Origin of the sequence: Aureivirga sp. CE67, assembly GCF_015767245.1 — a bacterium.
Taxonomy (GTDB): Bacteria; Bacteroidota; Bacteroidia; order Flavobacteriales; family Flavobacteriaceae; genus Aureivirga.
Genome location: NZ_JADOTV010000015.1, coordinates 60946 through 75266, shown reverse-complemented (window position 1 = coordinate 75266; position 14321 = coordinate 60946). Strand labels below are relative to the sequence as shown.

Below are 14321 nucleotides of genomic sequence, written 5' to 3'. Positions count from 1 at the left end.
TCTTTTATTTCCTTCCAAAATCCGCTGGAATTTCACCCCAAACTTTCGTTTCCCATTTAATTATTTGTGTGGAAAATGTGTTGTTTTTTAGCCAATTTTCAGCTCTTTCGATCAATTCAAAAAGATGAATGTTTCTTGCTGTTCTTTTAAGAGTTGTCTTGCAATGTTTTGTTTTAATCCAACCCATCGCAATTTTAGAATCTGTATATAAGGGGAGTTTACTGTTTTTAGATTTTAAAAAAGCTAATCCGTGAACGAGAGCCAAAAATTCACCAACATTATTGGTTCCGTCTTCAAAAGGTCCTTGAATAAAAATTTGTTTTTTTGTTTTTGTATCTACACCACGATATTCCATTCTTCCAGGATTTCCGCTACAAGCAGCATCTACAGAAAGCGAAGGAATAATTGGTTTTCCTACATTTTTGGGAGTGGTAGAAGATTTTGCTTTAAAATTTGCATAACCTATAGAAAAAGCTTCTTTAGCCGACTCGTAATTTTCAAACGATTTATATTGTGCACCTTTTACACCATCAATCTGAGCTTTACAGTCGTTCCAATTTGTGAAAACGCCAGTTTTTTTTCCTTTCCAAACAACATAAAATTTTGATTTAGCCATAGTTTCAGAAGCTTTTTCTTACAATTTACAGATTATTAATGATTTCTTCAATTACTTTCGGGAAGTGTGCATATTCCAATTGATGTACTTTTTGTGCCACATTTTCAGGTGTGTCTTCCGAAGTTACTTCTACTGATTTTTGAAAAATAATAGCACCTTCATCATAATTTTCATTTACAAAATGAATTGTAATTCCAGTTTCTTTCTCTTTATTTTCTACTACAGCATTATGAACATTCATTCCATACATTCCTTTTCCACCATATTTTGGTAAAAGAGCTGGGTGAATATTGATGATTTTATTTGGGAAATTTTGAACAATTTCAGGAGAGATTTTAAGTAAAAATCCAGCTAAAATGATTAAATCTGCTTCTTTTTTAAGAAAATTTACTACATTTTTTCCATCTAAAAACTCTTGTTTTGTGAAAATTTTTGATGGGATTTGAAGTCTTTCAGCTCTTTCAAGTACTTTTGCTTTCGCTTTATTTGTAATAATATAGCTTACTTTTACCTCTGTATTATCTTTAAAATAATTAGCGATATTTTCAGCGTTACTGCCTGATCCTGAGGCTAAAATAACAACTCGTTTCATTGTCTTTGATTTAATAATATTGCATAATTAAACAAATTATTAGTAACTTTCGGAGTTTTAAATAAAAAATCTTTATTATTTTTGCCGCATATAATTAAAACGTTTTTAAGTCAATAAATTAGAAATTAAATTTTGAATTAAAGAAAGTTTTATATTTTTGCCGAGTAATTAAATTTTAAAAAATAAAAATTATGTCAGACATTGCATCAAGAGTAAAAGCTATTATCGTTGATAAATTAGGAGTTGACGAGAACGAAGTAACAGCAGAAGCTAGCTTCACAAACGATTTAGGAGCTGATTCATTAGATACTGTTGAGTTAATTATGGAATTTGAAAAAGAATTTGATATTCAAATCCCAGATGATCAAGCAGAAAACATTGGAACTGTAGGTCAAGCAATTAGCTATATCGAAGAAGCACAAAAATAAGAATTATATGAAATTAAGACGAGTTGTTGTAACAGGACTTGGTGCATTGACACCAATAGGAAATAATTTAGAAGAATATTGGAATGGATTAGTAAATGGAGTTAGCGGAGCTGGCCCTATTACTCATTTTGATGCATCAAAGTTTAAAACTCGTTTTGCCTGCGAGCTTAAGGACTTTAAAGTGACTGACTTTATCGACAGAAAAGAAGCTCGTAGAATGGATAAATTTACTCAGTACGCAATGGTTGCTGCTGATGAGGCTATCAATAACGCCCAATTAGATGTTGCGTCTTTAGACAAAGATCGAGTGGGCGTTATTTGGGGAGCCGGAATAGGTGGATTGGAAACTTTCCAAAACGAAGTTGAAAACTTTGTAAAAGGTGATGGAACTCCAAAATTCAACCCTTTCTTTATTCCAAAAATGATTGCTGATATTGCTCCAGGGTATATCTCAATCAAGCATGGATTCAGAGGACCTAACTTTACTACTGTTTCTGCATGTGCATCTTCTGCAAATGCATTAATCGATTCATTAAACTACATCCGTTTAGGATATGCTGATGTGATCGTAACAGGAGGATCTGAAGCAGCAGTTACTGCAGCAGGTATGGGAGGTTTCAATGCAATGCATGCATTATCAACAAGAAATGATGATCCAAAGACAGCATCTAGACCTTTTGATGCAGACAGAGAAGGATTCGTATTAGGAGAAGGAGCAGGAGCTTTAATCCTTGAAGAATATGAACACGCTGTAGCAAGAGGAGCTAAGATTTATGCTGAAATTGCAGGAGGAGGATTATCTGCAGATGCACACCACATTACTGCACCACATCCAGAAGGATTAGGAGCAAGAAACGTAATGTTAAATTGTTTAAAAGATGCTGAAGTAAAGCCAGAGGATGTAGATGCTATCAACATGCACGGTACATCAACACCACTTGGAGATATTGCAGAATCTAAAGCGATTAAAGACGTTTTCGGTGAGCATGCTTATAACTTAAACATCAATTCTACAAAATCAATGACAGGACACTTATTAGGTGCTGCTGGAGCTATTGAAGCTATTGCTTCTGTAATGGCAATTGAGAAGGGAATTGTACCTCCAACAATCAATCATTTCACAGATGATGAAAATATTGATTCGAAATTGAATTTTACTTTCAATGAAGCGCAAAAACGTGATGTAAAAATCGCAATGAGTAATACTTTTGGTTTCGGAGGACACAATGCTTGTGTTTTATTTAAGAAATTAGACTAATATTTTTTATTTCAACTAAAAAGGAATGAAATTCATTCAAAAATTAGTAAGCTTTAATTCTAAAAAAGATGATAAGTTTTACAATGAGTTAAAAAATATTATTGGTTTTAAGCCAAAAAGTTTAGAGTATTATCAAGTTGCCTTTACACATCGTTCTGCAAAGAAAGTAGATGAAAAGGGGAATCCAATAAATTACGAAAGACTTGAATTTTTAGGAGATGCTATGCTGGGAGCAGTCATAGCATCTTACTTATATAAGAAAGTACCTTCAGGAAATGAAGGTTATTTGACACAAATGCGCTCTAAAGTTGTTAGTAGAGAGCATTTAAATGAGCTAGGAAAAGAGTTAGACTTACTTCAATTTATTGAAAGTAATGTTTCTTCTACCAAATTTGGTGAAAATGTACACGGAAATATTTTTGAGGCTTTAATTGGAGCTATTTACTTAGATAGAGGTTATAAATATTGCCATAAATTCATCAGTAAAAGAGTAATTAAACCACATGTAGATATACCAAAGTTAGAAGGAAAAATTACGAGTTATAAAAGTCTTCTGATTGAGTGGTGTCAGAAACAAAAAAAGCAATTTAAATTTGATGTATATGAAGATACTGGAAATGATAAATTAAAACATTTCAGTGTTAAATTATATGTAGATGATAAATTGGTTTCAAAAGGTAGAGCTACTTCAAAGAAAAAAGCAGAAGAAATTGCCTCAAAACGTGCATATTATGCTTTTAGAAAGCAGATGAAAAAATAATCCTCTTTTATTTTTAACAAGCTATTAATAAGTTTTTTGGCTATATTTATTTTAAACTTTAAATGAATATGGTGATGAAAGTAAGAATAGTTTTATTAGTGGTCTTAGCAGCTATGTTAGGAAGTTGTTCCGCTGTCAGGATTACCGATGCTTGGAAATCCGCAGATGTAGGAACGATACGTGAAGGAAAAACACTTGTAGTGAATGTGTCAGATAGACTGCAAGTCAGAACAATCTCAGAGGATAGAGTTACAAAAGATTTTCAGAAACATGGAGTAGATGCAGAACAGAGTTATTTAGTTTTTCCTGATTTGCAACTTTCTAAAAAAATGAAAACAAAACAAATTGAACGATTTAAAAAACAAATTGTACAAAAAGGTTTTGATAATGTTGTAATTACTCGTGTAGTAGATTTTGAAAAAATGAGAAATCATGTTCCAGGATATACCACTGCAAATTATTATAATGTTTACAATCGATTTGGATATTATTGGGGTACAAATGCCTTTGTTGTACATCATCCAGGGTATAATACAGTTTCTAAAACCTATACCTTGGAAACGGTAGTTTATAATTTAACTTTACCAGAAGATAAACAATTAATCTCCGTTACAACTTCAGAAATTACAGATCCAGGTTCTATTTCGTCAGTTTCAGAAGATTTTGCACAAAAATTGGTCGCAACTATTTTAGGTTTGAAAAAATAACATAAAAAAAAGGAACTGAGAAAGTTCCTTTTTTATTTATAATATGTTTTGTCTTTTAGTTTTTCCAACGAACAGATTCCATTAAATGTTGCACATCTTTTTGAATGTATTCAATAGCTGGAACGATAGAGTCATAATTTGGTTTTACTTCAAAATATAAAGCTCCAGATAAAAGGTTTTTGGTACTATCTGTAACATGAAATTGAATATTAGAAGCTACATTTCCATCAATTTTCATTAAACTACCATACACATTATCTTTTGCATTTTCATAAACTTTTGGAGCGTTGATAGCGTCTGCCTTTTGTGTGTGCTCCCAAGTTAATTTTTCTACATCTCTTAAAACATCATCTAAATTTCCGTTAATTGGACGATAAGTCAAATGTAAAGTCGCTTTAAGTTTTGGATATCTAATTTCTCCCCAACATCTTTGGTTGATAGAAAAAGTTGCTTGATCTGAATATTCTAAAACATAAGGACAATCTTCTTTAAAAGAAATATATTTTGCCTCAGGATATTTTAATCTTAAAAAACCATTTGGTTTTGGAATCACATCTTCATCAGAACAACTGAAGAAAGAAAATATAGATAAAAAAGATAAAAAGATTAATGTATTAGTTAGTTGTTTTTTGTTCATCTTGGGTTGTTACTTTGATTTGTTTAATACGAGTTTTGTCTACACTTTCAATAATAAACGTAAAGTTCTCAAAAATTATTTTTTCGTTCTTTTTCGGAAATCTTGAAGAAATTTCTAAAATTAATCCAGCTAAAGTTTCTGCTTCTCCTTTTGCTTCTTCAAAAATAGCATCATCAACCTCTAAAACTTTACAAAAATCTTTAAGTGTTATTTTTCCTTCAAAAACATAATTATTATTGTCCAGTTTTGAATAAGATAAATTGTCATCATCAAACTCGTCAGTAATATCTCCTACAATTTCTTCGATTACATCTTCTAAGGAAATAATTCCAGAAGTACCTCCATATTCATCTACCACAATTGCTAGGTGGTTTTTCATTTCTTGAAAATCACTTAAAAGATCGTCCAGTTTTTTATTTTCAGGAATAAAATATGGCGAACGAATTAATGTTTTCCAATCAAAATCTTCTTTATTTAAATGTGGAATTAAATCTTTTGCATAAAGAACTCCAACGATTTCATCTATATTTTCATGGAAAACAGGATTTCTAGAATAACCATTTTTAGTAATAGATTCCACCACATTTTCAAAAGTTTCTTCATCCGAAATAGCACAGATATCAATTCTTGGAGTCATAATTTGACTAGTATCTGTATTTCCAAAAGTTACAATTCCTTCTAAAATTCTTTGTTCATCTTCTGTTGTGGCAGTGTTTGAAGTAAGTTCTAAAGCTTCGGATAATCTTTCTACAGAAATATCTGATTTATTTTTCTGAAGTCCTCTTTCAATAAGATTTGTAATTGCTAATAAAATACTTGTTAAAAAAGAAAGTAAAATATTAAGGTATTTTAGAGGAATTACCATTAATGTAGCAAATTTCAGTGAATTTCTGTTTGCATAAACCTTTGGAAGAACTTCACCAAAAAGTAAGATTAAGAAAGTAGCAATAACAATATCAAAAAAAGTTTTGTTGCTGATTCCTGTATTAAAATCAATAAAAGGAATTACAATTGTTTTTTCGATACCTTTAAATATCTCCGTACTAATAACAGTAAGTAATAGTACAATTAAAATATTGATGAAATTATTAAAAATCAGAATGGTTCCTAATAATTTTTTTGGTTTTTCTAGTAGTTTTACAACAAGTTGTTGCTGTGCAGAGTTTGAGTTCTGCGCTTCGTCAATATCTTCTCTAGTTAGGGAGAAAAAAGCAACTTCTGCACCAGAAACCATTGCGGAAAGAATTAGTAATACTAATAATATGATTGTATCAACTAGTACAATCCAATCGAATTGAAAAAATAATGTAATAATACTGGCGGGTCCTGAGTCCAATTAATTAAAATTTAAGGTTATTAAAATGGTAAATCTTCTTCTTCATTTTTTGGAGAAGGTTTCAAAACAGAATTATCTTCTTTTATCTGATTTTGATTTCCTCCTTCTTTGGCTTGATTCAAATCTTTTTTAGTAGTCAAGAAGGTCATATCTGTAACTTGAATTTCCGTAGTATATTTTGTTACACCATCTTGTTCCCATTGTCTAGATTTGATTCTACCCTCACAATATACTTTGTCGCCTTTTGTAAGATATTTTTCACAAATTTCAGCAAGTTTATTTCGAACTACAATATTATGCCATTCCGTATTTGTAATTCTTTCTCCTGTTTTTTTGTTGATAAAAGTCTCATTGGTTGCAAGAGGAAATCTTCCGATAGAATTTCCTTCTTCAAAATAATGCATTTTCACATTATCTCCAAGATGACCAATTAGCATTACTTTGTTAAGAGTTCCAGCCATAGCTTTTGAGTTTTTATTCAGTATCAAATGTACTAAAAATTCTTTTTTGTTCGAATTCTTTTATAAAATTATGAATTAAAATAGGAACTGGAAATTGATGGATTTCATCCCAATCCATAAAATTTTCGTTATCAGAAAATGTGTTAATAATCCAAAACTTTGTGTGAATATGTTGATGTGATAATTTATGAATTATAGGTTCATTGTTAAATAATTTAATAGTATTGATATCAAAATTATATTTTTCAACTATATTTTCTATCTCAAAATTTTCTTCAGTAAGTTCAGATTTTGTTTCAAAAAGTGGAAATTGATATAAATTTAACCAAATACCTTTTGAAGTTCTTTTTTCTAAAATAGTTTTGTTGTTACTATTTATAGGTATGATGAAATTGAAATGCTTTTTAGAAATTTTAGTTTTCTTTTCTTTGACAGGTAAGTTTGAAATTTCATTTTTAGCCAAAGCAATACAACTTTCATTAAAAGGGCAAGAATCACAAAGAGGATTTTGAGGTTTACATTGCGTTGCGCCAAAATCCATAATTGCTTGATTGTATTCTCCAGGTTTTTCTTCAGAAATTAAACTTTGAGCCAAAGCTTTAAATTCTTTAATCCCTTTTGTAGAATTAATAGGAGTGTTAATTCCAAAATATCTAGCCAAAACTCTATATACGTTCCCATCTACAACAGCAGTTTTTTCATCAAAACAAATAGAAGCAACAGCGGAAGCAGTATAATCACCAACACCTTTTAATTTTAAAAGCTCTTTATAAGTATTCGGAAATTCTCCATTTAATTCATTCAAAATATATTTTGCAGAAAAATGAAGATTTCTTGCACGAGAATAATACCCTAGTCCTTGCCACATTTTAAGGATAGCTTCTTCGTCTGCATTTGCAAGATTTTCCACTTTTGGAAAATTATTTATAAATTTCTCATAATATGGTAATCCTTGCTCTATTTTTGTTTGTTGAAGTATGATTTCTGAAATCCATATATGATAAGGATCGGAAGAATTTCTCCAAGGTAAATTTCTTTTATTTTCTAAGTACCACTTTAACAGTGTATTATGAAACATATAGTTCTAGATTTTGAATTTGCAATATTAATACTTTTATATCGTTAAATTTTAATCAATTAGCTTTTTGAAGTTATTTAAAAAGCTTATATTTGCAGCCTTTAATTTTATTATAAAAATACATACAAAAATGACTAAAGCAGATATCGTATCGAATATTTCAGAAAAATCTGGAATTGAAAAGGCTGATGTATTGGCAACTGTTGAGGCTTTCATGGCAGAAGTAAAAGAGTCTCTTGAAAACGGTAACAACGTATATTTACGTGGATTTGGATCTTTTATCATCAAGAAAAGAGCTGAAAAAACTGGAAGAAATATATCAAAAAACACAACGATAAAAATACCTGCTCACAATATCCCAGCTTTCAAACCTGCGAAAGTATTCATTGAAGGAGTAAAAACTAAAGTAGAAGTTGTAGAAGACTAAAAAGTTCAAATAAATTTATTAACTTAAAATATTCAATATTATGCCAAGTGGTAAGAAAAGAAAGAGAAGTAAAATCTCTACGCACAAACGTAAGAAAAGATCTAGACAAAATAGACACAAGAAGAAGTAAGCATATGCTTACTTTTTCTTATTGAAAAGAGTTCTTTGAAATATTATAGACAAGATATTATTTACTTTAACCAAATCTATTATTTTATAGATTTTAAAAACAATTCAGAGTGAAAACAGAATTAATAATTAGATCAAGTTCCTCTGATATTGACTTTGCTTTACTAAAAGATGGTAAATTAATTGAGCTAAATAAAGAAACAAATGATAACAAATTTTCAGTAGGTGATATATTTTTAGCCAAAACTGGAAAAGTTTTAAAAGGATTAAATGCCTCATTTGTTGATGTTGGATATCAGAAAGATGGATTTTTACATTATCATGATTTAGGAGCACAATTATTATCATTAAATAAATTCCTTAAGGGAGTAATTTCAGGAAAAGAAAAAGATTTTACACTTAAAAATTTTCAACCTGAAAAAGATATTGATAAAAACGGAGGAATCACCGAAGTTTTAAAACCTGGACAAAATATTTTGGTTCAAATTGTAAAAGAACCAATTTCTACAAAAGGCCCTCGTATCAGTTCAGAGTTATCCATTGCAGGAAGGTATCTAGTTTTGGTGCCTTTTTCAAACAGAGTCTCAGTATCACAAAAAATCGGGAATAATGCCGAGAAAGAAAGATTAAAGAGACTAGTAAAAAGTATTAAACCTAAAGGTTTTGGAGTAATCATAAGAACTGTTGCTAAGAATAAGAAAGTAGCAGAATTAGACAAAGATTTACAAAATTCTTTAGAAAGGTGGGTGAAAATGTGTGAAAGAATTAGTAGAAGCACACAGACCCCAACAAAAATATTAAGTGAGTTAAATAGAGCTTCCTCAATTTTAAGAGATGTTTTCAATGATTCCTTTACAAATATTATCACAGATGATGTGGTTTTAAATCAGGAAATTGTAGAATATCTAAAGGAAATTGCACCAGGGAAAGAATCTATTGTTAAACTTCACCAATCTAATGTTCCTATTTTTGAAAAATACGGAATAGAAAGACAAATAAAAACATCTTTTGGAAAGACAGTTTCGATGAGCAAAGGTGCTTATCTTGTGATAGAGCACACAGAAGCTTTGCATGTGATAGATGTGAATAGTGGAAACAGATCCAATAAATCTGAATCACAAGCAGATACTGCCTTAGAAGTAAATTTAATTGCAGCAACAGAAATTGCAAGACAATTGCAATTACGTGATATGGGAGGAATTATCGTAATTGATTTTATCGATATGCATTCTGCAGAACATAGGCAGAAATTATTTGAGCATTTGAGAAATGAAATGCAATTCGATAGAACAAAACATAAAATTTTACCTCCAAGTAAGTTTGGTTTAGTGCAGATTACACGTCAACGCGTTAGACCAGAGATGAATATCAAAACCAAAGAGCCAAACCCAAATGGCGAAGGTGAAGTTGATGCTCCAATTGTTGTAATAGACAAGATTGAAGGAACATTGGAGAAAATAATTACAGATAATAATTATAAGAAAATCACTTTAAATGTTCATCCATTTGTAGCTGCATACTTAAAACAAGGATTTTTATCTATTCAGGTAAAATGGTTTTTGAAGTATAAAAAGTGGATTAAAATATTACCAAGAGATGCTTATCAATATTTACAATATCGTTTTTTTAAGACGAATTAATGTAAGGTAAAGCTATACAATATCGACTTAAAAACCTGTCATTTAAATGGCAGGTTTTTTTTTTATGATATTTTTTGGATTGATAAAAAAAAAATGTGTATTTTTAACAAGTTGAAAAATTATATTAATTTTTTAAATAATTATTAATTATGTCCCCACAAAAATTATTTCTAAAAGTATTTGTGTTAATATTTTTCATTAGCACTTATGTAGTTCATTCTCAAAGTATTTCAGCTCCTCAGCTGATGTTTGATAATGCATGTTCATCTGCAAATCATACTGATTTCGAGATGAAAGTTCACATTTCTTCAGGCTTTGGATCTAATCCAGGTTTTAAAGTAAAACTATCAGATCTTGACGGTAATTTCGATAATGGAGTTATTCTTGCTGATAGTGATGTACAGATTTCACAATTAGGAGCTTATTTAAATATAACTTTTAAATTGCCAGAAAATACACATGGAGAAAATTATAGAGTTAAGGTTGTTTCTTCATCTCCGATGATTGAAGGAGAACCATCAGATTCTTTTGGAGCTTATAAAATTATTGATTCCAATTTAGTTTTATTAATTAATGGTCAACCTATGATGGGTACAACATCATTTGTTTGTGCTTCTGGAGAATTATCTTTAGCTCTTTCAAACAGTGAAGAAGATTTAAATGCTTGTGCAATAAACTGGTATAAAAATGATGAGTTAATGACTCAAACTTCAACGGCTTTCACGACTTTTGATCCAGGAGAGTACTATGCAGAATTAAATTATGGTATTTGTTCTGAAAACAATACAAATATTCCAAGAACAATTAAAGTTCAGTTACAAATTTCCCCTCAATTAAATGCTGTTATTGAAGCAAATTCTGAAGATGTTGTGGAAGTTTGTGAGGGAAGTGATTTAGTTTTAAATGCTACAGAACAAGATCCAGGTTATATTTATAGATGGTATAAAGATGGAGAGTTAATCTCTGAAGGACATGAATTATATAGTCTTACAGTTCCTAATGGACAAGAACAAGAAGGAGTTTATTATTTTGAAGCAAAAAGTTCTCTTTGTGAATCAGTTTCACAAGAAGTTACAGTTGTTTATGGTGAATTAGAAGTTGACTTTGTAAGTATACAATCTGACTACTTTGTTTTATTAGAAAATGAAACGGAGCATTTAACTGTAATTGCAAATACTACAGATGCTACTTTTCAATGGTATAAGGATGGGGAGATTTTAGATGGTGAAACAGATTCAACTTTAACAGTTTCAGAGTTAGGAGTGTATAAGGTAGAGGTTACTTCGGCACAAAACTGTAATGAATCAATTATGTCTGAAGAAAAAACTGCAATTGGTGCTGAGGGGATAGAGGTTCAAATTGGAGAAGATTTAGCAGAAGAAGAAAATTCTTCAAATCCTTGTGAAAATAACGAGCTTAGAATGGCCGTTACAGAAGCTAAATTTATTTTAACTAATGGGGAAAGAGAAATAATAGCTTCAGATGAAATTTATAATATAGATTTAGAATGGTTTAAAGATAATCAATCTATAGATTCATCAGTTAATGAGTTCGTTGTTGATTCTGAGGACGAAAACGGAAACTATAGAGTAAATGCATCTTATAAAGGTTTTGAAACTTTATCGAATTCTTATGCTGCGATAGTTTTACCTACATTCGAAATTATAGCTAGTCATGATAAATTATGTGAGGGAAGTGAAGTTAATTTATCTACATACCAAAATGACAATTTAACATATACATGGTACAAAGATAATTCACCAATTGAAAATTCAAATTCATTTTCAATTACGGCAAGTGAAGAAGGGACATATTATGTTGCTGTAGATTATAATGGATGTACAATTGAAAGTGATTCTATTGAAATAGAAACATTTGATGCTTCAAGTATCACAATTTCTCCATCAACTAATATTGTTATTAATAGAGGAGAATTCCAAGATATTATTGTAGAAGGAGCTGAGTTTTATGAATGGTATAATGAGGCAGGAACTTTATTATCAAGTTCACCAATTTATTCTGTAAATGAAGCTGGAGTATTTACTGTTAAAGCAATTTCTAATGAATGTGAGGTAATCAATGAAATTACTGTAGAAATAAATGATGCTGAAAAAGAGGAGATTCCAAATGTTGTTACACCAAATAACGATGGATATAATGATAAGTGGATCTTACCATCAATGTATACAAATGACGAAACAAATGTTGAAATTTTAGACACTAGAGGAAAGAGAATATTCTCAACAGTTAATTATAAAAATAATTGGCCTACTCAAGGTGATTTAAATGCAGCAAAAAACTCAAGAAACACACCAGTATTTTATTATATAATTAAATCAAACAATTCTATTAAAGCGAAAGGAACGATTACTATTATTAGATAAAATACGATTAAAAATAGCCCCCAAGCATGCTGAATATAAAAACTATTATATTAACGATAATTGTATTTGTAGGTATATTTAATGTTCAACAAGCCTATGCTCAAGATGATGAAGTTGATGATAAGACGAGAATAGGAGTTTCGATAAATATACCAACACATAACTTTGTGAAATATAATAGTTTTTTATTGAATCCAACTTTTTCATTTATAGTTCAAAAGAACAGAGCTTTTACACTTTATAGTAGAACTCAGTGGGTGGACTTTGAAAATTCTCCTGAAATTCTAATGATGGATTATGCAGGAGCTATAAATGAAAAAAGTGGTCTTGGGTTAGGAATTTACCAGCATACTACTGGAGTTATTAAAAACTTTGGTGGATTAGCAAACTACGCTTACGGAATAAAACTTTCTGAAAAAATAATGCTTTCATTAGGTTTTAATCTTAATTACTTCAAAAGTGGTCTTAATATAGCCGATATTCAAACTTCAGGTGTTTACGACCCATTATTAGAAGAGATCGGAAATGAATCTCTTGTTACTTTTGCTCCAGGTCTTAACTTAACATTAGGAAGCTTTGATGTTGGAGTCTATTCAAATAATCTAGTAGATTATAATTTTAGAACAAAAAAAGAATTAACTGCATTTAGTGATAAAACTTTTTCTGGACATTTGATGTATACCAAAAGATTTGATTCTGGTAAATTATTAAATGGAGGAAGATTAAGTGTGATGGCCTTAGGAGAAAAAGAAGGTCAAGGAGATATCAGTTATGGTGGGAATTTTATTTTAGAAATTCCTCGTTTATGGATTAATGCAGGATATAATAGTTTTTATGGAGCTTCTGCAGGAATTGGAGTTAATTTCGCTGAAGGGTCTCTTTCTTTAGGATATACTATTGAAAAAGGACTTACTAATGAACTTCAGTATTTTGGAGCAACACATGATCTTTACTTAAGTTATAACTTCTTACATTCAAACAAAGCGAAGTTGCCAAAAACGACAGATAGTGATTCTGAAGAGGATAAATTTGAGCAATTAGCACAAGAAGCAGAAGAAAGAGAAAATGAATTGAATGCAAGAATTGATCAATTAGAAGAAGCTCTTGCTAATATAAATAATTCAATAGAAAAAGATAAAGAGTACGAACTAGAAAAGGATAAATTTGCTCCAAGAATAGAATCTTTAATTTCACAAGAAGAAGTTTCAGGATATTATTTAATTGCTTTCGAATCAGATTTTGAAGAAGATGCTTTAAGTTTTTCAGATAAAGTAAATGATAAAAACTTTACTTCAGGAAGTAGAATAGTTTATAATGCAGAGGCAAATAAGTACTACAGTTATTTGAATGTATATAAGTCAAAAAATGCAGCGATTAAACAATATTATAGTTTAGTTGATAAAAAAAATGCGGATGATATTTGGATTTTAAGAGTTATTAATGACGGAACAAAAGTAGATCCATCATCGGTTCTTAGATACAATGACTCAAATGATAATGAAGATCAAGAAGAAGAAACTGAAACTGAGATTATAGAAGAAGAAACAGAGCCTACATCAGTTACAGATAATCAAAATATCAAAACAGAAGAAGAAATAATCAAAGTTCAAATTAATAGAACGCATGATATAAAACCAGGGTATTACATAATAGCGAATGTATTCTCAAATAGAAAGAATGCTATACAGTTTATGAACAGTTTACAAAGAAGTAATTTGGAAGCAGATTATTTCATAAGACCGCTGAATAACTATTATTATGTTTACTTAAAAAGGTTGGATACCAAGCAGGAAGCTTTAAAAACTTATCATTCAAAAGTTGATGGAAGTTATACTAATGAAATATGGATTTTGGTTGTTAAGTAACAA

14 protein-coding genes are annotated in these 14321 nt (G+C 30.1%); 8 read left to right on the top strand and 6 right to left on the bottom strand.

Features of this window, described 5'->3' with window-relative positions:
* Window positions 1-4: 4 nt before the first annotated feature.
* On the bottom strand, window positions 5-616 hold the full coding sequence (locus tag I0K12_RS15880; RefSeq protein WP_196889125.1) for a viroplasmin family protein: 612 nt from the start codon (window positions 614-616) through the stop codon (window positions 5-7).
* A gap of 25 nt (window positions 617-641) precedes the next feature.
* A complete protein-coding gene (gene purN, locus I0K12_RS15875; RefSeq protein ID WP_196889124.1) occupies window positions 642-1208 on the bottom strand; it encodes a phosphoribosylglycinamide formyltransferase in 567 nt (188 codons plus the stop codon).
* 191 nt (window positions 1209-1399) lie between these two features.
* Between purN and I0K12_RS15870 the strand changes: the two genes are divergently transcribed.
* From I0K12_RS15870 to I0K12_RS15855, 4 genes are all read left to right on the top strand, one after another.
* Window positions 1400-1636 carry an acyl carrier protein gene (locus tag I0K12_RS15870; RefSeq protein ID WP_196889123.1) on the top strand — a complete coding sequence of 79 codons (237 nt, stop codon included), beginning with the start codon at window positions 1400-1402 and terminating at the stop codon, window positions 1634-1636.
* Window positions 1637-1643: 7 nt separating this feature from the next.
* Window positions 1644-2894, top strand: coding sequence for a beta-ketoacyl-ACP synthase II (gene fabF / locus I0K12_RS15865; RefSeq protein WP_196889122.1), 1251 nt, complete (start codon window positions 1644-1646; stop codon window positions 2892-2894).
* Window positions 2895-2919: 25 nt separating this feature from the next.
* The gene (rnc, locus tag I0K12_RS15860) at window positions 2920-3654 is read left to right on the top strand and encodes a ribonuclease III (RefSeq protein ID WP_196889121.1); all 735 of its coding nucleotides are present in this window, start codon (window positions 2920-2922) and stop codon (window positions 3652-3654) included.
* 74 nt (window positions 3655-3728) lie between these two features.
* Window positions 3729-4361, top strand: coding sequence for a hypothetical protein (locus I0K12_RS15855; protein ID WP_196889120.1), 633 nt, complete (start codon window positions 3729-3731; stop codon window positions 4359-4361).
* Between the two features lie 55 nt (window positions 4362-4416).
* On the opposite strand, the gene gldD is transcribed toward I0K12_RS15855, so the two are convergent.
* From gldD to mutY, 4 genes are read right to left on the bottom strand one after another with little or no spacing between them, the layout of a single operon-like run.
* Entirely contained in the window at window positions 4417-4998 is a 582-nt protein-coding gene (gene gldD / locus I0K12_RS15850; RefSeq protein ID WP_196889119.1) for a gliding motility lipoprotein GldD, read from the bottom strand.
* Window positions 4976-6334, bottom strand: a complete 1359-nt coding sequence (gldE, locus tag I0K12_RS15845; RefSeq protein ID WP_196889118.1) for a gliding motility-associated protein GldE — start codon at window positions 6332-6334, stop codon at window positions 4976-4978. Before gldE ends, gldD begins: the two co-directional genes overlap by 23 nt.
* Window positions 6335-6354: 20 nt before the next feature.
* Window positions 6355-6795 (bottom strand): single-stranded DNA-binding protein, encoded by a 441-nt coding sequence (locus I0K12_RS15840; RefSeq protein WP_196889117.1) that lies wholly within the window; start codon window positions 6793-6795, stop codon window positions 6355-6357.
* Between the two features lie 13 nt (window positions 6796-6808).
* Entirely contained in the window at window positions 6809-7873 is a 1065-nt protein-coding gene (gene mutY, locus I0K12_RS15835) for an A/G-specific adenine glycosylase (protein WP_196889116.1), read from the bottom strand.
* 130 nt (window positions 7874-8003) lie between these two features.
* Between mutY and I0K12_RS15830 the strand changes: the two genes are divergently transcribed.
* The 4 genes from I0K12_RS15830 (at window position 8004) to I0K12_RS15815 (ending at window position 14318) form a co-directional block, all read left to right on the top strand.
* Complete coding sequence (locus I0K12_RS15830) at window positions 8004-8300, top strand: HU family DNA-binding protein (protein WP_196889115.1); 297 nt, start codon at window positions 8004-8006, stop codon at window positions 8298-8300.
* A gap of 239 nt (window positions 8301-8539) precedes the next feature.
* Entirely contained in the window at window positions 8540-10069 is a 1530-nt protein-coding gene (locus I0K12_RS15825) for an Rne/Rng family ribonuclease (RefSeq protein ID WP_196889114.1), read from the top strand.
* A 149-nt stretch (window positions 10070-10218) separates the two neighbouring features.
* A complete protein-coding gene (locus tag I0K12_RS15820; RefSeq protein ID WP_196889113.1) occupies window positions 10219-12453 on the top strand; it encodes a gliding motility-associated C-terminal domain-containing protein in 2235 nt (744 codons plus the stop codon).
* Between the two features lie 26 nt (window positions 12454-12479).
* On the top strand, window positions 12480-14318 hold the full coding sequence (locus I0K12_RS15815) for a PorP/SprF family type IX secretion system membrane protein (protein ID WP_196889112.1): 1839 nt from the start codon (window positions 12480-12482) through the stop codon (window positions 14316-14318).
* Window positions 14319-14321 lie beyond the last annotated feature (3 nt).